This is a genomic window from Rheinheimera mesophila (assembly GCF_000986865.1).
In the GTDB taxonomy this organism is placed as follows: Bacteria; Pseudomonadota; Gammaproteobacteria; order Enterobacterales; family Alteromonadaceae; genus Pararheinheimera; species Pararheinheimera mesophila.
Window position 1 is genome coordinate 151,200 of the sequence record NZ_LAVS01000090.1, and the last position, 21,369, is coordinate 172,568.

Sequence of the window (21,369 nt, forward strand, 5' to 3'; positions counted from 1 at the left end):
AGAGCAATAATGCTACCACAAGTGGCACTAGTTACCTACTTATTGAGTTTGTTTGCAGCCACTGCCGCGGCAAGGAAATCGCTATTAAACTTTTCAACCTTCTGGGGATTTTCTTTCAACCACAATTCTATTAAGTTCCATTTAGTTATGTGCTTAAGACGCTGATTCATCCATTTTTTTGATGAGTCTCTATCAGTTATATTGTAATCACCATTTAGTAGGTGCTCTGTAAGCTGGTCTGCAGTGATATTTTTCCGCAAAAGTGCCGAATAAGTTTCTTGATGCGCACCGGGGTTATCAACAATATCTTTGATAAAGCTAAAAATGGTCTGCTCTGGGTTCAAACCTTTACCAGAACTAGCACTCGCTCCAGGCAACTTCACAATGTTCTGAGGAACCTTACCACCTTGTTGCTTTATCGAAGAGTCAGCATCAACGACAATTATTACCGTCTTGAAATGTGGGTCATATTTCTGTAAACCTTGCAAGTTGTCACACCCAACTCTTATTGGTATGTGCTGTAAGAGTCTCCCGGTGGCTTCTTTTACTTTTTTCCTTAATGCAGGGGTAAGGAGCTTTTTAAAGAATAGATCTGCCTCTGGGTCTTCCAAATAGACCTTTAACTTGCTTTTCGGCGTATTTACAGGTTCTTCAGGGGCAGTAAGGTTCATGTCATCCCTAATCCCTTGAAGAGAAATTTCAGCAACTTTTGGATTCCTTGAATCCCAAATATAAATCACTTTATCTGGCGACACGCCATTCCCACCTACTGGATTGTTTTCAGGATGTATATCCTCTATCAGCGATAATGAGTGTGTAGTAGCTACAACTTGAAGCTTCAAAGATCTTGCGCATGAAGCAATTTTTCTAATTAATTTTTTTTGTGCATGAGGGTGGAAACCAGCATCTATCTCATCTATCACCAGTAATCCACCAGGGTAATCACTCCATTCACGTTGTAATTTTTTAAAAGACGCTAAAGCAGTGGCTATCGAACTCAGACTATCCTGCCCTAGGGATATTGATTTTGCACTATGGGCATAAACAGGATGCTTTGATTTTTTAGAGGTTCCCCGGATACCTTGTGTTGTAATTCCAGTAGGGCCACTCTGCTTACTAACACCAATCACAGCGTTGACAAAATCATTTATGAACTTTGCATCGTCTTGATTGATAGCTGTATCAATATCACTCTCAATCATGTCCTGATTGCTTTCTCCAATTGGTAACATCCTAGTCATTCCCAAATAAAGAGTAGGAATTGGTACTTTTGATGAATCGCCGATAGTTACGCCAGTAGCAGGGATTGTATAAGGTTCTCCACTAACGTTTCTGGGTACTACACGTACTTCATGTCTTTCAACGGGTCTACTTTTTGTTGATGGTATGGTTCGTTTAGTGAGTGCACATCTTTTCTCAAACTGTTCACCCTCCAAATCGTAAAGTAACACTGGCCTTGGCGGATTTTCGACATTTGCTAACTCAGTTTCGTAGTCGATATAGATAATTTCGTTCAGATTTCCCTGATATGTTTTGCCCGTATAACTTGTGTAAGTTCTCTCAGTAAGACCTGAACCATTTGCGACCAATCCAAGTATAGTGGACTTACCAATCCCATTGTGGCCGGCAATCAGAGTGATTCTTTCCGCGAAGTTTATTTCTAATTCACTTAGTTTACGAAAAGGTGGAGGGGTGATTTTTAGAGAAACAAGCTTATATGCAGCCACTTAGAATTCCTTTTAGTATCGTGGTTAGGTTTTGTTATTTAAACAGTGGACATAATGGAAAAATGATTCCCATTAAAAAGGAACAAATTTTTGTGCAAACATGTATAACAACGGCAATTTGCAAAATCAACAGATTCCTACTGAAAAAGCGATATCTCCCGCTTAGAATAACGAGCTATTCCCAGTAAACTCCTAAACCAATATACAGTGGTTCAGGATCTGTAAGTTGTTGATTTGCATAGTTTGCTTTTTGACGAGAAATTGCTTTTTCACCGCATACCAAAATCGCAAAAATGCAACTTAAGGCACTGTTTTTATTATGAATTGATGATTTTCCGAGTGGTAACATGGGGTGTCAGGGGTCGGAGGTTCAAATCCTCTCGTACCGACCATTAAATTAACCTGCTTTTACAGCAGGTTTTTTTATGCCTGAAATTCAGCTTCGAAAAGCGTCTTTCCTTACACAATTCACCTGCTTGTAAAATTTATTGGATTTTTTATAAACAATTCGTGTAAAGTAATTTTCTGATTTAGTGACAAAGGTAAGGAATAGCTATGCAAATCAACGCCAACACACCCAGCTTAACGGCTGCACCATCAGCGCAAACTGTTACATCCAAAGCTCAGGCGAACGCCACTCCGGCCAATGTTTCGCCACCAGTATCTGACACTGTCACATTATCGGCGGAAGCAAAAGCTAAGCTGGCAATAGAGCAGCAAGCATCGTTAGCCACAGGCTCGACAGTGACGCCATTAGGTGGTGGTTGGGGCAATGAGCCACCGAAATAAGAGGTAAGCTGTGGGGATATTCATTACAACTCTTGCAGAGTACCTTTGGGTATTATGTATAGGTTCTTTGGTGCTATCTCTCGTCTGGCCAGCAACTGCATCTGTGCGTGTGACCCTATTGATAGTAACCTTATCGGGATTAAATGGGAAGGACACAGGCTTTGCCTTATCTTAGATACCTCCCCACTGCTTTTCATAAGCATAAAATGCAGGTTTGGCCAGACTTAGGGTGGGCTGATGCTGCTTCTTTAGTAGATGCTGGATAGCCTGTTGAACCTCAAGCACAGCTTGCAGCAATTCGGTCAAATCAAACTCTTCAGTATGAAATACAAAGATTTTAGTGGCCGGTTCCAGCCAACAAAACATCGCTTCGTTGTCCATCCAGGTGATCACCTGATTGAAACTGGTCAGGTGATGCGCATTGTAACGACGCATTGAATGGTTGTCCCTGACGGAGTGGTCCAGGTCGTCGGCATGGCGCCACAGCGCCTCATTTCGCAGAGGATGACGCAGATCCGGCAGATTGATTTCGCTCCGCAGCGCTATAGCTCTGTGGCATAGCTCCAACCCCAATTCACCACAACATTTGGCAGGCCAGAAGATCCGCGATAATTGATGGGCATGGATCAGGATTAAATGCACCGCATCATACATATCCTCACAGGCGCGACGCTGACAATCCCAATCTTCAGACCAGTCATTCAGTTGTTTAATGGCTCTGTCCAGTTGCTGACCAGCTTCGGCTATTAACTCGGCTTGCAACTCCGCTTGCTTCATAAAAACCAATAATTCTTTGGCGTCCATTTCAACACTCCTGTAAGACGAGATAACACCCTGATTCGGGTACTCTTTCAGTTCAGTGTAGAAAGCATCAGGACCTTTGCAAGCTGGCTAAACACAAGCTAAGTTATAGATTTTCCGGTATTTACCCAATACAGAACCGGATTAAAATCTAAGCTGCTGAGTTAGCGTACTATGATCTGTTTTGGTTTTTTCATATTTTTTTGTATTTATTTTCAGCAATTTTGCATTGAGCCCGGCCCAGAGATGCAGCAAGTGCAGCAGACTGTGCATTACAATGATCGCTACAAAACTGGCGTTCATCAAATAGTTACATCTGTTGTTTAAACTTTGACGTACAATAAGCGCCTTTTGGTTGCCTCCGAGGAATTTTATGCTGGGCTTTTTTGAACGTTTAACCAACCCCTTCCCTGACAGAGAGCCAACACAACCTCCAACGGGCCTGTTCGCATTTTGTTTGCACTACAGCAAGGGCATGGTACTGCCACTGATCCTGATGTCTGTTGCAACCGCTCTGCTGGCGGCTTTGGAAGTCTCTTTATTCGGTTATATGGGGCAACTCGTCGACTGGCTGGTCACTAAAAATCCGCAAACCTTCTGGCAGGAGGAGCAAGACACCTTAATCACTATGGCCGTGGTGATGCTGGTGGTGCTGCCGGCCTTGGTATTTTTCCATTCGGCGCTGATTCATCAGACCATATTGGGCAACTACCCTATGTCGATCCGTTGGCTGGCGCACCGTTACTTGTTAAAGCAAAGCCTGGGGTTTTACCAGAACGAATTCGCTGGCCGTATTGCAACTAAAGTGATGCAAACAGCATTGGCGGTGCGGGAAACGGCTACCAAACTGCTGGACGTGATGGTGTATGTGGTGGTCTATTTTGGCTCGATGTTATACCTGATCGCCGATGCGGATTGGCGTTTAGTGCTGCCTATGGTCGCCTGGCTGGTGATTTACACCGGTCTGCAATTCTATTTTGTGCCCCGGCTGAAACAGGTTGCAACTGAACAAGCCGACGCCCGCTCTGAGATGACCGGACGTATTGTCGACAGTTACACCAATATCAGTACGATCAAACTTTTCTCTCACACCGCCCGGGAATCAGAATATGCCCGTGACAGTATGCAGCTATTTTTGGTGCCGGTGTACAGGCAAATGCGGCTGGCCACCTGGCTGAATATTTGTGTGCAGGGGCTGAACTATCTGTTGGTCTTTTCTATTGCCACGCTGGCCATATGGTTATGGTCGGTCAACGCGGTCAGTGTTGGCTCTATTGCGATAGCTGTCAGTCTGGCGCTGCGCCTGAACGGTATGTCACAGTGGATCATGTGGGAAGTCAGTGCGTTGTTTGAAAACATAGGTACTGTGGCCGACGGCATTGCCACCCTGGCTCAGCCGCAGCATATCGTCGACAAAGCCGATGCTAAGCCGATTGAAGTGACACAAGGCCGGATCGAATTTAAACAACTGAACTTTAACTACGGTAAAGATGCCGGTGACCAGGGCCCTGTGATTGATGGCCTGGAGTTGTCAATCAAACCCGGTGAAAAAGTAGGCTTAGTTGGCCGCTCCGGTGCAGGCAAATCGACACTGGTGAACCTGCTACTGCGTTTTTATGATGTTCATTCCGGCCAGATTTTGATAGACGGTCAGGACATTAAAACCGTATCACAGGAAAGTCTGCGCGCTCATATCGCTATGGTGACTCAGGACACCTCATTGCTGCACCGCACAGTGCGGGAAAATATTCTGTATGGTCGTCCCGGTGCTAGCGAAGCTGAAATGATTGAAGCGGCACGTTTGGCTGAAGCCGACGCTTTTATTCAGGATCTGACCGATCCAAAAGGCAACAGAGGTTATGACGCACAGGTCGGAGAGCGGGGTGTAAAACTATCGGGGGGTCAACGCCAGCGTATTGCCATCGCCAGGGTTTTACTGAAAAACGCCCCTATCCTTATTCTGGATGAAGCCACCTCAGCACTGGACTCCGAGGTAGAAGCCGCTATTCAGCAGAGCCTGACTCAATTGATGGTAGGCAAAACAGTAATAGCCATAGCTCACCGTTTATCCACTATAGCGGCTATGGACAGGCTGATAGTGCTGGACCAGGGCCGTATTGTTGAGCAAGGCAGTCATCAGGAACTGATTGACAAAGGCGGCATCTACGCACAGTTATGGTCGCATCAAACCGGTGGCTTTATCGGAGTGGAATAACGGCATGGTCAGAGCCCTGGCTCTGACCTTAGCTTTAACTCAAACGCGGGTCGGTTTCCGCCACCATAGGCTGCGTTAAATGCTCATTTCTGAACTGCAGTAGTACAGGAAAAGGTTTTAAATCAACTAAATCGCGGAACAGTACCCAGTCGATTAAAGTAAACAGACTGATACTTGGATAATCCCACTGTCCGAAATGGCCGGCCCTGATTTGTTGCTCCAGCGCCTCCAAGGTCGCCTGAATTCGCTCATGCTGCAGATTAAAAAATAATTTATCTTCTGTCACATCAAAACCAGAGCGCTGACACAGCAGTAATTCAACCAACGAATCTGTACAAGCGTTAACAGTGGTCAAACTGTTTTCCTGATCCCAACTTAAGGCGGGTAAGTTTAGTTTTTGCGCCAGATAACGATAAATAACACCAGAATCAAAAATAACCTGTTGGCCATCCACTAACACCGGTACTTTGCGTGCCGGGTTATGTTTTACCAGCACTGAACGGCCTTCAGACTCAAAAATATTAAGTGCAACAAATTGATACGCTTGTCCTGCCAACACTAAACGTAACCGGCGAACAAAAGGGGAAGCCACTGAACCTAATAACTGCATAACCTACTCCATTTTCAGATCCTGACTGTAGTGTACAACCATAATCAGCGGCTACGATAGTCTTGATTGTCTATTGGGCAGGGCTGACAGCAGAAAGTTTCTTCAGTTCAAACTGATAAGCCAGTTCAGCCACCTGCGCAATAATGGCTTCATTAGTCCGTGTTGATTCAGTGGAGTCTTTCACAAACACGGCAACCAGCAATGGCCGTCCATCAGGTAACACAATGACACCTATATCATTAGTCGCGGCAGTTTTCCCGGCTTTGATACCCGAATAACCTGTTTTATGCGCGACCACTGTGCCCGCCGGTAACAAGCCTTTTAATCGCTCTGGCCCTGTTGTCGTTTCAACCAGCCACTTCCATAACAACGCCTGAGAGGTTTCAGACAATAGTGTTTTTTGCTCAAACTTTTTCAAGATCTGAGCCGCAGCTTTCATCGACGTCCAATTTTGATACTGCACCTGATCATCGGCATGCATTTGCGCTTCATTGGCGACCACAGCCGTCTCTTTGATGCCAATAGAATGGAGATAGTCGTGCAAGGCCGCTGGCCCGCCCACCAGTTCAAATAACAAATCGCAGGCCACGTTGTCGCTGTGTGAGACGGAGTACTGCAACAATTGTTGCAACGGGACGCTGAACTCATCACCCTGATAGTCTTTCATCAGTGGAGCCCAGGTATTTTGTAAAACCCTCGCCCTATTGACGGTCACCGACTGATTTAAATCCAACTTTCCCTGGTCGACCTGATGCAGTACCAGCATAGCTAAATGCAATTTAAATACACTTTGCATTGGAAATTTTTCGAACGGATTCACCAGTAAAGGCTCAAGATCATCAGGCCCCCACACCGCAACTCCCACCGTAGCTTTTTTTCCTGAGACGACAGATTCAATTTGCTCTTTTAACAACGGCGATTGCGCCAGCGCTTTGAATGTACTAAAGGTCAGCATCATCAGCGCCGTCGCTATACATATACTTTTAATCACACCAGGCATCGGACTGTCCTTGCTGTAAGTTGCTCTGAATGATACAAAAGGCAGCCCAAGCTGCCTTTTTAAAATACGAGAAAAACTGTTATTCGATTTGTCGACGACCTTCATTGCCGCGCATCTCTCTGGTTGGGGCTCTCGGCTGTTCCATCCGGGGTTGCTGTACTCTGGGTTGCTCGAAGCTGCGTTCAACCCTTGGCGACTCCAGACGTGGTTGTTGATAACTGCGTTCAATCCTCGGCTGTTCAACCCGTGGTGCCTGATAACTGCGCTCTACCCTGGGTTGTTCAAATCTGGGCTGTTCACTACGGGGAGCCTGGTTACTCCGCTCAGGTCGCACCGCTTCCACTCTGGGTTGTTGCACAGGACGTTCAAATTTCATTTGTTCTGCCCTTTGGGTCTGATAACTGCGCTCCGGACGCAACCTATCTGATCCCGGTTGCCTTACAGCACGGTCTAACGCATTCTGCTGACGTTCGGTGTTTTTCAACTCCTGACGAACCCACTGTTGCCTGTCTTTAAACTCACGGGACTGAGTAGGTTCAACCTGAGCACGTGGGCCTTGCTCTTTTGCGCGACGCATCAGCTCATCACCTTTTTTGTTGCGCTCAAACTGACGCTCTTTTTCTGCAAAGCGTTGCTCTTTGTCATGATTAAATTTGCGATCCGGTGCATAGCCTTTATTCTCGCGGGTCTGTGCCGCCCACTCTCTTTGCTGCTCTCTGTTCTGGTAACTGCGATACCCACTGAACTCACGGGTGGGCTGATAACCAGCATGGTAGCTCACACCACGTCTGTGATGCGGGTTATGACGCCAATGATGCGACTTTTTGTGGTGAATAATCTGATGACTACGGTAGTAGTAGGGTTCACGCCAATGGTGATGATGATCGATCACCACAATCTGACGACGCGGCCAATGGAAACTGCTGAAATAAAACCCTGGAGCTATCTGAATACCAACACCCCATGAAAATCCGCGATGCACAGCATAGCCAACCGGAACATGCCAGTAGACTGGCTGATAGCTGCGCCACCACCAGGGACCATAGACTACATAAGGGTCATAATACGGAATGTACACTACCTGTGGAGAAGCCGGTTCAATGATGATAGTTTTTTCCTGCCGCACCACTTTGATATGTTCTTGTTTATCCAGATTACCCGTTGCATATGCCTTATTACGCAAGGTCTGAATACTGGCCATCACTTGTGCTTCCTGCGCTAAAAACGCATCGCCCAGACGCTGTGTCCAATCGATATCATCACTCATACGCTCAAGCAACTGCGGGAAAGGCACCAAGGCTTTTACGCTTGGGTCCCAATCTTCATCCTCTACTTCCTCCAACGCTTGTTCAGCGCTGTAATTCGGATGTTCTTCCACCCACCTGTTGGCTTTAATAATTTCCAGCGGGTAAGTCGAAGCGATCAGCAGGTGTGACAACACGGTATCCGGGTACAAAGCGATAGGTGCAAGCATGGCATCCAGCTCAGCCTGACTAAAGGTTTGCACAGTGCTGCCAGCACTGACGGTCTGCTGTGCTGCCGCAGGGGCAACCAACAGCGCTGGGAACAAAGCCACTGAAAGCAAAGGTAAGCATTTCATCAGGGCACGCATTCTAAGCTCCTGCCACTTTTGTGGCTGCTAAAACCCGGATCTGAGAGTAAAAGTGCCGCGAGATCCGACGCGACACTTTAAAAACATATTCGACTGATGGATCTATCACCAGCTTGCATCAGGTTATAGCAAGTATTGTCTGAACAGCTTCTGAACATCCTTCAGGTTCTACGCTTTGACTTTAAAAAGCGCCGAAGGTTTAAATCCTGTCACCAGCGAGGTGCCGGTAATCACCACGGCAACCCCAATCACAGTATGCCAGCCTAAGGCTTCATTTAAAAATACATGCCCCCAGAACACACCAAACACCGGGATCAGGAAAGTAACGGTTAAGGCCGGTGTAGCCCCCTCGTCTTGCACCAGGCGAAAATAGAGTAAATAAGCCACACCAGTACACACAATACCAAGGGCTAACACAGCAGCGGCGACATTCAGACTGAGATCAGCCTGGATCGGAAATAACAGTATGACAGGAGCCAGCATCAAGGCCGAGGTCCACATACTGCCGTGGGCATTGGTATAAGGCGCCACTGTTTTCGCAAGGCGGGTGTAATGAGTGGCTATGCCATAACAAAAAGCCGCTCCGGCTGCACACAATACCGCCACTAACGCACCGGGCTCCAACACCACAGGGTCAAAGCCGACTAAAATAGCAACACCACTGATACCAAGCACCAGGCCCGTCACTATTGGTAAAGTCAATGCTTGCCGGAACACCACTATGCCAATCAAAGCCCCCCAGATAGGAGCTGTGGCGTTAAGAATAGACAGCACTGAAGCTGTTAAAGTTTGTGCAGCATAAGCGAATAACAAAAAGGGTAAAGCCGAGTTAAAAAAACCAAGAATAAAAAAATGCTTCCAGTTATTTTTTAAATCGAGCTGATGTTTTTTCAAAAACCAGCCCATACCCCCTAAAAACAACGCAGCCAACAGCACCCTGCCCGTCATTAACGCTGCAGGACCTAAACTGCCAACAGCAATACGCATAAATAAAAAAGACGCCCCCCAAATAGCGGCCAAACTAAACAAACGAATAAAACTGGCGGCCTGCATTTAAAACTCCTGTAGGCAATACAATACTGGGGAAGCTCGAAAACTATTCGGGCAAATCTATAGTTACATCCTGTTTTTTAACTAAGTATTCAATGAATGCGACAGAAATTGTAAAAAAATGAAAAAATCTAAAAAAGCCGGGTTGCGAAGCTATGCAAATATATTGCATAATTACCCCGCTTCATTTTTGCTTTATTGCTTCAGCCCATACCACTTTTGTATGGGCTTTTTCATTTCTGGAACAGTGACTCGTTAATTAGGATCGTCTTGGCTGATACGACTGGCTACCGCACCTGTCTGTTGTTGGTACTTGGCATCCAGTCTTTTGTTATAGGGCCTCGCCGCTTCACCTGTCATGGTTTCAAAATTCAGCGCACCAATTTTCATATTGGGTCGCAGTGCCAGCGGTAAACGGCCGCTGTTGTAAAACTCCAGCACTATATTGCCAGACCAGCCCGGATCGATACGATGTGCCGTGACATGCACCATTAACCCCAGACGGGCTAATGAAGAACGGCCGTCTAACCAACCTACAATGTCAGCAGGCAAGGTAACGGACTCCAGTGTAATAGCCAAAGCCAGTTCACCCGGGTGCAGGAAAAAGGCTTCGTCATCGGACAGCACAATTTCATCACTCATCACTGAATTTAACGCCTGATCCACTTCTTCGCGTGGGCCACTTAAATCAATAAAAGGCGCGGCATAAGCACGAAAAGTGCGGAATTTATGGCCTAAGCGAATATCCACGCTGACACCGCTGATCATGTCTGGTGTTGGCCGTGGCGTAATCTGGATCTTGCCTGCTTCGATATAGGCTTCAATGTCGCGGTCACACAATCTCATGGTTAATCATCCGTAAAAATAATTTCGGGTTGCTGTGCTTGTTGATGTTGGGACTGCCAATATAAAGCAAAGCTCAGTTGTCGTGCTATAGCCCGGTAAAAACCAGTGCCGTTTTCGGCTGGGTTTAGTACCAAAGGCGTTCCGGCATCACAAGACGCTCGTATTTGTTTTTGTAAGGGTAATTGGCCCAGCACAGGCACCTGATAACGCTCTGCTAATTCAAGGCCGCCGTTGGTGCCAAAAATATCGTCGATTTCACCGCAATGGCTGCATTGGTAGAAACTCATATTTTCCACCAGCCCAAGTACAGGAATATTCACGCTGCGAAACATAGCTATGGCTTTTTGTGCATCGGCCAAAGCCACATCCTGGGGTGTTGTGACTATTAAAGCTCCGGTCACCGGCAGTTTTTGTGACATAGTAAGCTGAATATCGCCAGTGCCCGGCGGCATATCGACAATTAAATAATCCAAATCCGGCCACAAAGTTTCGTTTAATAGCTGCAATAAAGCCTGACTGGCCATAGGGCCACGCCAGACCGAGGCCTGCTGCGGGTCAACCAAAAAACCTATGGACTGCAAATAAATGCCAGCGGCTTGTTTAGGCAATAAATGCTTGTCATCCGGTGATTCTGCTTTGGCTTCTTTTAATCCCAGCATGGTTGGGATAGAAGGCCCATAAATATCGGCATCTAACAGCCCGACTTTGGCCCCTTCTAAACCCAAAGCCACCGCCAGATTCACAGCCGTGGTGCTTTTGCCTACCCCACCTTTACCCGATGCCACCAAAATCACTTGTTTGATGTTGCGGTAGGCAGGTTGCGCGGTGTTTTCGCTTTGAAGCTCCAGTGTCAGACCTGGCTGCACCTGCTGCAGCACAGGCAATAACTCGTCCGCTAAAGAGGCCCATGGAAATTTCAGCGTTAAACTCAGGCGATGTTGCCGCCCGTCAAAACTGGCCTGTTGAATGAAGCTATCCAGCGGCAGAGGAAATTCACTGCTTTGAAATTCAGCCAAAGCTTTGGCTAAAGCGTCTGGCATATCATCGGCTGATGACTGCTGTTCTGCTGATTTTTTAAACCATTTAAACCACATCGTCTCACTCAATCTGCTATACAGGGTAAAAACTCTGTTTTTTGCTACCAATCCAGCGCTTTGCTGCTGTTGAACTGGTGCGCTTTAACGCGCGCTATTGTATCATTAAGCTACTTTTTTCAGTGATATATCTATGAGTTATCGATGACACAACGCAAAATTTTGATCACCAGTGCTCTACCTTATGCCAATGGCCCCATTCACTTAGGTCATATGCTGGAATATATTCAGACGGACATCTGGTCCCGTTTCCAAAAAGGGCGTGGTCATCAGTGTTATTACGTCTGTGCTGACGATGCTCATGGCACCCCTATTATGCTCAAAGCTCAGCAGTTGGGTATTACACCCGAGCAAATGATTGCGCAAACCTCGCAAGAGCATCAGGCCGACTTTGCCGAGTTTTTAATAGGTTTTGATAACTATCACAGCACGCACAGTGAAGAAAACAAGCAGTTTGCCAGCGAGATTTACACCAAACTGGATCAGGGCGGTTATATCAAACGCAAAACCATCAGCCAGTTGTATGATCCGGAAAAGCAGATGTTCCTGCCGGACCGTTTTGTTAAAGGCGACTGCCCTAAATGTGGTGCTTTGGATCAAAACGGTGATAGCTGTGACTCCTGTGGCGCAACCTACAGCCCGGTGGAACTGAAAAACCCACGTTCAGTGGTATCAGGTGCCACTCCGGTTTTAAAAGACAGCGAACATTATTTCTTCGACCTGCCGGCCTTTGAGCAAATGCTTAAAGACTGGACCCGCAGTGGTTCATTGCAGGACGAAATGGCGAACAAACTGCAGGAATGGTTTACTGAAGGCTTGCAGCAATGGGATATCAGCCGCGACGCGCCTTATTTTGGGTTTGAAATTCCGGGCGCGCCGGGCAAGTTTTTTTATGTCTGGTTAGACGCCCCTATCGGTTACTTAGCCAGCTTTAAAAACTACTGTGATAAAACCGGCGTCAACTTTGACCAGTTCTGGCAAAAAGACTCCGACGCTGAGGTGTATCACTTTATCGGCAAAGACATTATCTACTTCCACAGCCTGTTCTGGCCAGCTATGTTAGACGGCGCGGGTTACCGTAAACCTACTTCTGTCTATGCGCATGGGTTTGTCACCGTCAACGGCGCCAAAATGTCCAAGTCCCGTGGTACCTTTATCAAAGCCCGTACTTATCTGCAGCATTTAAATCCGGAATATCTGCGGTATTACTTTGCGTCTAAACTGACCAGCAGTATCACAGACTTAGATTTAAATCTGGAAGATTTTGCGCAAAAAGTGAATGCCGATTTGGTCGGTAAAGTGGTCAATATCGCCAGCCGCTGCGCCAGCTTTATCAGTAAAAAATTCGATGGCAAGTTAAGTGCTGAAGTTGCAGAACCTGCTTTATTGGCTGAATTCACCGCCGCAGGCGAAACTATTGCCGAAAGCTTTGAAAGACGTGAGTTCGCCCGTGCTATCCGCGAAATTATGGCGCTGGCTGACAAAGCCAACCAGTATATAGACGCGAAAGCGCCCTGGGTGCTGGCAAAAAATGAAGCGACCTTAGCCGAAGCGCATGTGGTCTGCTCTATGGGCATTAACCTGTTCCGTGTTTTGATGCACTACTTAAAACCTGTGCTGCCGGCTATGGCCAAAGAAGTAGAACTGTTTTTAAACGACGAATTAAGCTGGTCGACTTATCAGACCGCGTTAACCAATCACAGCATTAATGTATTTAAACCATTGATGCAACGTGTAGAAATGACCAAGATAGAAGCTATGGTTGAAGGCTCTAAAGAAAATTTACAGCCTACAGTTGCTGCACCAAAAGCCGCAGAAACAAAAGTAGCACCTGCGGCTGTCTCTGCAGAAAGCGCTATCGAGCCTATCAGCGAAACCATCAGCATTGATGACTTTGCCAAGTTGGATTTACGGGTTGCCCGTATTATCAACGCTGAGCATGTCGAAGGTGCGGACAAGCTGGTGAAACTGCAACTGGACTTAGGCAACGAGCAACGTCAGGTGTTTGCTGGTATTAAATCAGCTTACCAGCCAGAACAGTTAATTGGCCGTCTGACCGTCATGGTGGCGAACTTAGCGCCGCGTAAAATGCGTTTTGGCCTGTCCGAAGGCATGGTGATGGCCGCAGGCCCTGGTGGCAGTGATATTTTCCTGCTAACGCCAGATGATGGCGCAACACCGGGAATGAGAGTCAAATAGTAAAAATACCGGCGGGTCCGATGCAAATCGCCCGCCTTTTTTATAGCCATATGCAGGAAGCCTTATGTCTAACATTCTGCGTTCATTCTCTTCGTTGTATTTTGCCACCTTATTGATGGTACTCGCCTCTGGGGTACTGACCACCTATTTAGGTTTACGCCTGGCCGCCGACTCTGCGGCCCAAATCTGGATAGGCGGCATGATGTCGGCTTATTATCTGGGGTTAGTCGCAGGTTCTAAAATAGGTCACCGTTTAATTGCCCGCGTCGGTCATATCCGCGCTTTTGTCGCCAGTGCAGGTATCACCACAGCCAGCGCCTTAGGCCATGCCTTAATAGACGATTTAGCCATCTGGCTGGTGTTACGCCTGTTGGTCGGTATGGGCATGATGTGTATGTATATGGTGCTGGAAAGCTGGCTGAACGAGCAAGCCGACAGTAAAAACCGCGGTACGGTGTTTGCCAGTTATATGATTGTTTCCTATTTGGGTTTAGTGCTGGGCCAGTTGGCGATTAGCTTAAACCCGGAGCTGACGCTTAAACCTTTGCTGATCGTCGCTATGTGTTTCGCGCTTTGTATTGTGCCTCTGGCCTTAACCCGCCGTATTCACCCTGCACCTTTGCAACCTGCACCACTGAAAATCAAACTGTTCTGGCAAAAAGTGCCACAATCGCTGACCACTATTGCAATGGCGGGTGTGATTGTGGGCTCGTTTTATGGTTTAGCTCCGGCTTATATTGCGCATAGTGGAGCCAGTACTGAACAAGTCGCTGCTTATATGGCCACCACAGTGATTGCAGGTTTGCTGGCACAATGGCCCATGGGGCGGTTGTCTGACAAGATACGGCGTAGTCGTTTGATCCGAACCAACACTGTATTACTTGGCGCTGTGGTGCTTTGCATTGCCATACTGCCGCTAAGTGGTGTGCTGCAACTGCTGTTCACTTTTGCTTTTGGCATACTGGCTTTTACCTTGTACCCGCTGGCTACCGCTATGGCGAATCAAAATGTTGAGCAAGAGCACCGAGTTGCATTGTCTGCCACTATTCTGCTGACCTTTGGGCTAGGCGCTTGTATTGGTCCTTTACTGGCCTCCGCCTTTATGCAATTGGTTGGAAATAGCATGCTGTATGGCTTTATGGCGCTTTGTACTTTGTTGTTATTTTTACGCTTAACTCAGGTCAATTATCAACAAAAACAACAGGATAAAGAGTTACCACAAGATTATGTGATGGCCTCAGGTGATTTGGTGTCCTCACCTTTAGCGGCCGCTTTAGACCCCAGGGTGGATCAACAAATGGTACAGGAGCAAATGGTGCATCCGCATCATCCCGATGCCGATCTGCCTACAGCCGATCAAGAGTTGAGCAGCCAGGATTCGAACGGTATGAGTGCAGCAGAGTCTGTTACGGGCACTGTAACTATTGAAGCTGAGCCAGATAAACCTCAGCAATCCGATCACAACAAACCGGCCTAAACCGGTTTGTTTTTTGTAACGCACACAACTTAAGCAAGCAAAATAAGAGCAATCAAAATAAGGTGAGCACCAGTTTGCCGACCACAGCATTTGACGCCAGCAACTGATGCGCCCGCTCCGCTTCCGACCAGTCGATACTCTGCGCCAGTACAGGCTTAATAGTCCGCTCTGCCAAAGCCTTGCCAAACTGCTGATTAAAATCACTGATCAAGGCTGACTTGTAACTATCAGTTCTGCTACGAAGGGTGGAGCATAAAAGCTGGCCACGTTTTTTTAGCATCAGGCCTAAATCCAGCTCTGGTGTCATACGTCCACCGAGCATAGACAGCACCACGATCTGGCCATCCAGAGCCAGTAGCTGAATATCTTTGACAATATAATCGCCCGCTACAGGGTCGATAATTAAATCAAAGCCTTGAGGGCGAGCTGCTTTTAACTCAGTGACAAAATCCCGAGTTTTGTAATTCACAGCAATGTCAGCCCCTAAGGCCAAACAAGCTTTGGCTTTATCATCTGAGCCTACGGTCACAGCGACAAAACAACCCAAAGCTTTCCCTAACTGAATAGCGGCAGTGCCTACTCCGCTGGCTCCGGCATGCACTAACAACGATCCTTGGTCCGGCACACTACCGACAACACGCATTGCCTGAAACGCTGTTAAAAACACTTCAGCACAAGCAGCCGCTTCGCTCATCCCCAAGGACACAGGCTTTTTGATTAAATGCTCAGCAGGTAAGGCGACGTATTGGGCATAACCACCACCTGGTACTAACGCAAACACAGCCTCGCCAAGCCAATCAGACGATACGCCGTCAGCCACAGCCACCACAGTGCCAGCGACTTCCAAACCTAAAATATCTGACTCGCCTGCTGGCGGCGGATAGAGTCCAGAGCGCTGCATTAAATCTGCTCTGTTGATACCTGCAGCAGCCACTTTCAGCAACACCTGCCCGGCTTTTAATACGGGTACCGGGACTTCCACCTGCTGCAACTGGCTTTGCGTGCCCGGATGAATCACCTTAATAGCGGTCATTTGAGCTGGGATCTGATAGTTTTGCATCTATTTACCTTTAACTTGTTATAGTTTTGCTTTAGCTTTTGCGCGCGCTTCACTAAAATAGCGCCCCTTGCCCATCTACAGAGTTGACCTATGTCTTACAGTATCATTTTACAACCCGAACGCGAAAAATCCTTAAGACGCCGCCACCCCTGGGTATTCTCCAAAGCGGTGTTACAGGTCAAAGGCAAACCAGTGTCGGGCGAAACTGTAGATGTGCTGACCCATGACGGCAAATGGTTATGCCGCGGCGCTTATTCAGCCGACTCACAAATTCGGGTGCGCGCCTGGACTTTTAATGAAAAAGAACAAATTGATCAGGCCTTTTTCACCCGCCGTATTCAGCGCGCCTGGTCTGTGCGCCAGGGTTTATACGATCTGAACCATACCAATGGTTTACGTGTAGTCGCGGCTGAGTCGGATGGTTTACCCGGTATAACGATCGACTTATACGCTAATGTGCTGGTATGCCAGTTGTTATCCGCTGGCGCCGATGCCAGTCGAGAACTGATTGTCGAAGCGTTAAAACAAACCTTCCCGGATTTCAGTATTTACGAGCGTTCAGACGTCGATGTGCGAAAAAAAGAAGGGTTAAAACCTGTGACCGGCTGGTTGCATTTGCCACGCGACAGCGGCGAGGTGGTGATTTTAGAAAACGGCATGAACATTCTGGTGGACGTGGTTAACGGTCACAAAACAGGTTTTTATCTGGATCAACGTGATTCACGTGCCGCTGCAGGTCGCTTAGCCAAAGGCAAGACCGTACTGAACTGCTTTAGCTACACCGGCACTTTTGCGCTGTCCTGCTTAACTGGTGGTGCTGAACATGTCACTAACGTGGATATGTCCGATTTAGCCTTAAAAACCGCAGAACGCAATTTAGCCTTAAATAACATTGAACCGGGCAAATCCAATCACGTCAAACAGGACGTATTTAAATTGCTGCGCGAATACAAAGAGCAAGGCAAGTTATTTGACATGGTGATTTTAGATCCACCGAAATTTGCTGACAGCAAAGCCCAGTTGATGCAAGCCGCCCGCGGTTACAAAGATATCAACCGTGTTGCGATGCAGTTGGTGAAACCCGGTGGTTTGTTACTGACTTTTAGTTGCTCTGGCCTGATGGAAGAGATGCTGTTTCAAAAAATAGTGGCCGACGCTGCACTGGATGCGAACAAGGATTGCTTGTTTATCGAAAAACTTAGTCAGTCCAGCGACCATCCTATTGCCAGCTTCTACCCTGAAGGTCATTATCTGAAAGGTTTAGTCTGTAAGGTATTTTAAGAACTTATTCGAAGCAGAGGCTTTTGCCTCTGCCCATCCTCTGAGGAGTGTTTGATGACGATGAAAAAATTAGCTTTAGTAGTAGCCGCCGCCTTAAGTTTTTCTGCTGCCGCCGACTGGTCTGTCAACAGTGCGCGATCCAGCCTGAATTTTGTTTCTGTGAAAAATGACGTAGTGGCTGAAACTCACAGCTTTAAGGAACTGACTGGCAAGCTGACTGAAGCAGGTGAATTTGCAGTGGCTATTCCGGCGCTGAGCATAGACACGGCCATCCCAATTCGTAACGAACGAATTCTGGAGCATGTATTAGCGGCCAAACAATACGCCACTATTAATGCCAAAGGCAAAGTCGACAGCAAAGTGCTCGCTGGCTTAAAAACTGGTGACAGTGTAGTTGTGGATCAAACGCTGGACCTGACCTTACTGACGAAAACCCAAAGCCTGACGGCCAAAGTCAAAGTAACCAAAGTATCAGACAGCCAATTAGTAGTCACAACCATTGCGCCAATTATGCTGGACGTGGCGAAGTTTGACTTAGGCGCAGGCGTAGAAAAACTACGTGAACTAGCAGGCCTAAAAACCATCAGCCCAATGGTCCCAACCACTTTTAGTCTGGTGCTGGTGAAGTAGGTTTTTGGATTAGTTTGACTTGTGAAACAGCCACCGTTTGGTGGCTTTTTTATGCTCTGATTTAGTTCCCAGATTGAACGTGGTACAAGTTTTCGTAAATTAATATCCGAGCTGATACAGAGATATGCAAAGATCGGATGTTCCTCTATGCCGGTCAGGCGACAGCATATATGTACTCGCCCCAGCACGAGGCGCATATTCGAAAAATTTCTGCTCCTTAAGTATTTCGTAAACCTTTTCACTTTGTGCCGAAACGCTACAGGTGATGACATTGTACTTAAGCGCTAAGGCAAACAAGACAATGTCTGAAGATGATGAAATTATCGTTCTGAATATAAATACCTTTATTGATTCACTAATATCCGCATCATTCAGGTAGATTAATAGCGATTCTATTTGCCATATCTGTCGCTCGGAGATACTGGAAAGAAGAAGATAAAAAAGCCTGTGCTTCAATGCTTTATACCCAGCGTATTGCCGAATTACAGGCGCGCTATGAACTGGTACCTGCCAGTAAAAAACTGCGGCTAAGCTGTGACAGCAATACTGCCAATGAACTCTCTGTGCCTTATTACCCGACCACACCAGCTACCTTGATTGCGGATTATGGTGATCAGGTGTCGTTCATGTATCAACAGCCAGACCAGAGTTATGTCGGAAGAAATGAAAAACTCTCGGAGCAAAACGGCGTTTTTACCGTGCAATGGGGTTATAAAGCGGCTTTATTAAGCTGTGTCGCTAACTAACGGCTGGCTCGTTTGCAGCCTTCACACAGTTGCGGCCTGCGGCTTTGGCCTGGTACAAGGCTTTATCTGCGGCTATCAGCAAACTTTGTGCACTGTCCTCATCATGCTGTAAGACCGCCAAACCTATACTGGCAGTTACACTCAGCACCTGTCCTTGATACTCAAGTCGGGCCTGCTGAATATGAAGACGTAGCTGCTCAGCAACGCTAAAGCCACCCTCTGCATTGGTATAAGGTAATACCACAACAAACTCTTCACCACCAAATCGGGCGACAAAATCGGCGGGCCTGTGCAGAGTCTGCTGCAACTGTTTTGCCACTTCAATCAAACATTGATCGCCCATTACATGACCATAGCGATCGTTAAAGGCTTTAAAGTGGTCAACATCTAACACCAGCAGGCACAAAGGTTCGTTGTATCTTTTGGCATGGTCGATCTGCACAGCCAGTTGAGACTCCAGATAACGCCTGTTAAAGAGACCAGTTAAGGTATCGCGGACACTTTGCTGATAGAGTTGTTCATTTGCTCTTTGTGTACTGATATAAAGCCTGTTGACCTCCCAGAGCAAAGCGCCAAGTAGCACCATAGAAGATACACTGCTGCTAATTCGTGCAGCGTACCAACCCAGACTAAAACGAGCACCAGCAAATAGGGTGAGACTGACATCAATTAAACTAGCCAGCAGTGCAACACTCAACCAGATATAAAGCACATTCTCAAGGCGAGCTCGCATCAACATCACATACAAAGCGAATGCATTCAGTCCCCAGACCAGCAATGCATAAGGGCTATGCAGTAACTGTTGATAACTGTTACTTGCGATCAGTTCAGGCAACAAATGGCTGCCCCAGGTGGCAAATAAAGCTAGACTCAGGCTCAGACATAACGGAGCCAACACGAAACCAAATAACCAGAATTTCAGGTCGGTATAATTCACTTGCTTAGTTTTGATAAAACGCTCCGCGAAACAAGCGAGTAACATTAGAGCTGGAAATAGCCCGTGCCAAAATACCCAAATCCAGACCGCACTTTGTGGGCCTGCATTCAACAAACCTGTTGGCGTAAAAACGCCAGGGAACACCAACAACTGAACTATCACCAGAGGAATTAACGACAGATAAGCGGCTGCGACAAATCCAGGAAATACGTTTCTGCGGGTAGCAAACTGTGACAATAACAAATAGGCCGTAATGCCTTCAAGCAGGATGACTGCAGTACCATAAGCGGGCAAAAAGGGTGCTATTTCTGGCAAGGTAAAGCTGAGGAAAGGATATATACTGACGGCTGTCAGCACTAAAAGTGTCGATACTAAACGGGCTGCACGTCGATGAGCTTGTTGCGATACTAGGGGGGCAATGTCTGACACCACAAGCTACAACCTTAAAAAATATGTTGGCACGCACTATAAAAAAATAAGCTGAGCTTTACCAGAATATTGTCTTTTTAATTCAGCTCAATAATCTGCACACCCAACTGATAGCAATCCTCCTGCTCCTGAGCACAACGCATCACTTTCGCGTGGGCGGACAAAGGCGGAATACTGGGGTTGGCACTTTGCATTTTGATATAAAGCAGAACGCCCATTTCCAGTGGTTCATCGATTTCCAGTGACATACCTGTAGCACTTAAGTCACGGCAAATGGCGTTAATCACCCGGCCCGATTGCGGATCGTTGATCATAAGCTCCACCTGAGCATTGACCATCATACGGTAGTAGTTACGTTTATCACTGTGGCCTAACATAAGCTGTATCGCTTCCTTGATTGGGATCTGCCTCTTTTATAGATCCGCAACAAGCCGCTGTAAAGCCTTATTTGTGTGAATGACTGCAGAGTAAATCATCAACCAGCATCTGAATATGCCTGGCACTGATAGGTTTACTGACAAAAGCGTCGGCGCCGGCATCCAGCGCTGTCACTTCATCGCGTGGCGTATCCAGACCCGACATCATCAGAATAGGAATATGACCGGTTTCAGGGGCGTTTTTCAGCAGACGACAGGTATCCAGCCCATCCAGGCCAGGCATACAAATATCCAACATCACCAGATCAGGTTGCTGTTGCAGTACTAATTGCAGCGCTTCGACACCACTTTTTGCATAGGACAACTGGTAAAAAGGCGACAAAGCCAACTCAAGCAGACGAAACATAAAGTCTTCGTCGTCCACTATCATGACTTTTTTTTGCTTCAGTTCCATTGTCTGCATCCTTGTGATCTCCATACAAACGCATC

The 21,369-nt window shown here is 47.0% G+C and carries 19 protein-coding genes; 7 read left to right on the plus strand and 12 right to left on the minus strand.

From position 1 onward, the window contains the following. Positions 1-35: 35 nt before the first annotated feature. Positions 36-1,727 carry an AAA family ATPase gene (locus SD53_RS15965; RefSeq protein WP_046521172.1) on the minus strand — a complete coding sequence of 564 codons (1,692 nt, stop codon included), beginning with the start codon at positions 1,725-1,727 and terminating at the stop codon, positions 36-38. Positions 1,728-2,282: 555 nt separating this feature from the next. Here SD53_RS15965 and SD53_RS15970 point away from each other — a divergent pair. Beyond that, positions 2,283-2,516 carry a hypothetical protein gene (locus SD53_RS15970; protein ID WP_046521173.1) on the plus strand — a complete coding sequence of 78 codons (234 nt, stop codon included), beginning with the start codon at positions 2,283-2,285 and terminating at the stop codon, positions 2,514-2,516. Positions 2,517-2,687: 171 nt separating this feature from the next. Here the strand turns inward: SD53_RS15970 and SD53_RS15975 are convergent, their stop codons facing one another. Next, the gene (locus SD53_RS15975; protein WP_046521174.1) at positions 2,688-3,320 is read right to left on the minus strand and encodes a hypothetical protein; all 633 of its coding nucleotides are present in this window, start codon (positions 3,318-3,320) and stop codon (positions 2,688-2,690) included. 370 nt (positions 3,321-3,690) lie between these two features. Here SD53_RS15975 and SD53_RS15980 point away from each other — a divergent pair, with 370 nt between their 5' ends. Beyond that, positions 3,691-5,532 carry an ABC transporter ATP-binding protein gene (locus SD53_RS15980; RefSeq protein WP_046521175.1) on the plus strand — a complete coding sequence of 614 codons (1,842 nt, stop codon included), beginning with the start codon at positions 3,691-3,693 and terminating at the stop codon, positions 5,530-5,532. Positions 5,533-5,566: 34 nt separating this feature from the next. On the opposite strand, the gene SD53_RS15985 is transcribed toward SD53_RS15980, so the two are convergent. The 6 genes from SD53_RS15985 to apbC all read right to left on the minus strand — a co-directional run bounded on the left by SD53_RS15985 (position 5,567) and on the right by apbC (position 11,744). Next, a complete protein-coding gene (locus SD53_RS15985; protein ID WP_046521176.1) occupies positions 5,567-6,142 on the minus strand; it encodes a glutathione S-transferase family protein in 576 nt (191 codons plus the stop codon). 70 nt (positions 6,143-6,212) lie between these two features. Further along, on the minus strand, positions 6,213-7,142 hold the full coding sequence (gene bla, locus SD53_RS15990; RefSeq protein WP_046521177.1) for a class A beta-lactamase, subclass A2: 930 nt from the start codon (positions 7,140-7,142) through the stop codon (positions 6,213-6,215). Between the two features lie 79 nt (positions 7,143-7,221). Next, positions 7,222-8,754, minus strand: coding sequence for a DUF3300 domain-containing protein (locus SD53_RS15995; RefSeq protein WP_052749429.1), 1,533 nt, complete (start codon positions 8,752-8,754; stop codon positions 7,222-7,224). A 168-nt stretch (positions 8,755-8,922) separates the two neighbouring features. After that, complete coding sequence (locus SD53_RS16000) at positions 8,923-9,807, minus strand: DMT family transporter (RefSeq protein ID WP_046521178.1); 885 nt, start codon at positions 9,805-9,807, stop codon at positions 8,923-8,925. Between the two features lie 252 nt (positions 9,808-10,059). Further along, positions 10,060-10,650: a dCTP deaminase gene (gene dcd, locus SD53_RS16005; RefSeq protein WP_046521179.1), complete on the minus strand. Its 591-nt coding sequence runs from the start codon at positions 10,648-10,650 to the stop codon at positions 10,060-10,062. A gap of 2 nt (positions 10,651-10,652) precedes the next feature. After that, positions 10,653-11,744, minus strand: coding sequence for an iron-sulfur cluster carrier protein ApbC (gene apbC / locus SD53_RS16010; protein WP_106693164.1), 1,092 nt, complete (start codon positions 11,742-11,744; stop codon positions 10,653-10,655). Positions 11,745-11,888: 144 nt separating this feature from the next. Between apbC and metG the strand changes: the two genes are divergently transcribed. Both metG and SD53_RS16020 read left to right on the plus strand, forming a co-directional pair. After that, a complete protein-coding gene (metG, locus tag SD53_RS16015; protein ID WP_046521180.1) occupies positions 11,889-13,943 on the plus strand; it encodes a methionine--tRNA ligase in 2,055 nt (684 codons plus the stop codon). A 64-nt stretch (positions 13,944-14,007) separates the two neighbouring features. Next, positions 14,008-15,420, plus strand: a complete 1,413-nt coding sequence (locus SD53_RS16020; RefSeq protein WP_046521181.1) for an MFS transporter — start codon at positions 14,008-14,010, stop codon at positions 15,418-15,420. A 52-nt stretch (positions 15,421-15,472) separates the two neighbouring features. Here the strand turns inward: SD53_RS16020 and SD53_RS16025 are convergent, their stop codons facing one another. After that, positions 15,473-16,480: an NAD(P)H-quinone oxidoreductase gene (locus tag SD53_RS16025; protein WP_052749430.1), complete on the minus strand. Its 1,008-nt coding sequence runs from the start codon at positions 16,478-16,480 to the stop codon at positions 15,473-15,475. Positions 16,481-16,570: 90 nt separating this feature from the next. On the opposite strand from SD53_RS16025, the gene SD53_RS16030 reads away from it, so the two are divergent. The 3 genes from SD53_RS16030 (at position 16,571) to SD53_RS16045 (ending at position 19,137) form a co-directional block, all read left to right on the plus strand. After that, on the plus strand, positions 16,571-17,761 hold the full coding sequence (locus SD53_RS16030; protein WP_046521182.1) for a class I SAM-dependent rRNA methyltransferase: 1,191 nt from the start codon (positions 16,571-16,573) through the stop codon (positions 17,759-17,761). Positions 17,762-17,815: 54 nt separating this feature from the next. Beyond that, entirely contained in the window at positions 17,816-18,391 is a 576-nt protein-coding gene (locus tag SD53_RS16035) for a YceI family protein (protein WP_082101897.1), read from the plus strand. A 455-nt stretch (positions 18,392-18,846) separates the two neighbouring features. Then, on the plus strand, positions 18,847-19,137 hold the full coding sequence (locus tag SD53_RS16045; protein ID WP_185714227.1) for a hypothetical protein: 291 nt from the start codon (positions 18,847-18,849) through the stop codon (positions 19,135-19,137). On the opposite strand, the gene SD53_RS16050 is transcribed toward SD53_RS16045, so the two are convergent. The 3 genes from SD53_RS16050 to SD53_RS16060 form a co-directional block, all read right to left on the minus strand. Continuing rightward, a complete protein-coding gene (locus tag SD53_RS16050) occupies positions 19,130-20,503 on the minus strand; it encodes a sensor domain-containing diguanylate cyclase (RefSeq protein WP_046521220.1) in 1,374 nt (457 codons plus the stop codon). The genes SD53_RS16045 and SD53_RS16050 overlap by 8 nt on opposite strands. A 77-nt stretch (positions 20,504-20,580) precedes the next feature. Next, positions 20,581-20,880, minus strand: a complete 300-nt coding sequence (locus SD53_RS16055; RefSeq protein WP_046521184.1) for a PilZ domain-containing protein — start codon at positions 20,878-20,880, stop codon at positions 20,581-20,583. Positions 20,881-20,947: 67 nt separating this feature from the next. Next, positions 20,948-21,334 carry a response regulator gene (locus SD53_RS16060; protein ID WP_241481837.1) on the minus strand — a complete coding sequence of 129 codons (387 nt, stop codon included), beginning with the start codon at positions 21,332-21,334 and terminating at the stop codon, positions 20,948-20,950. Positions 21,335-21,369 lie beyond the last annotated feature (35 nt).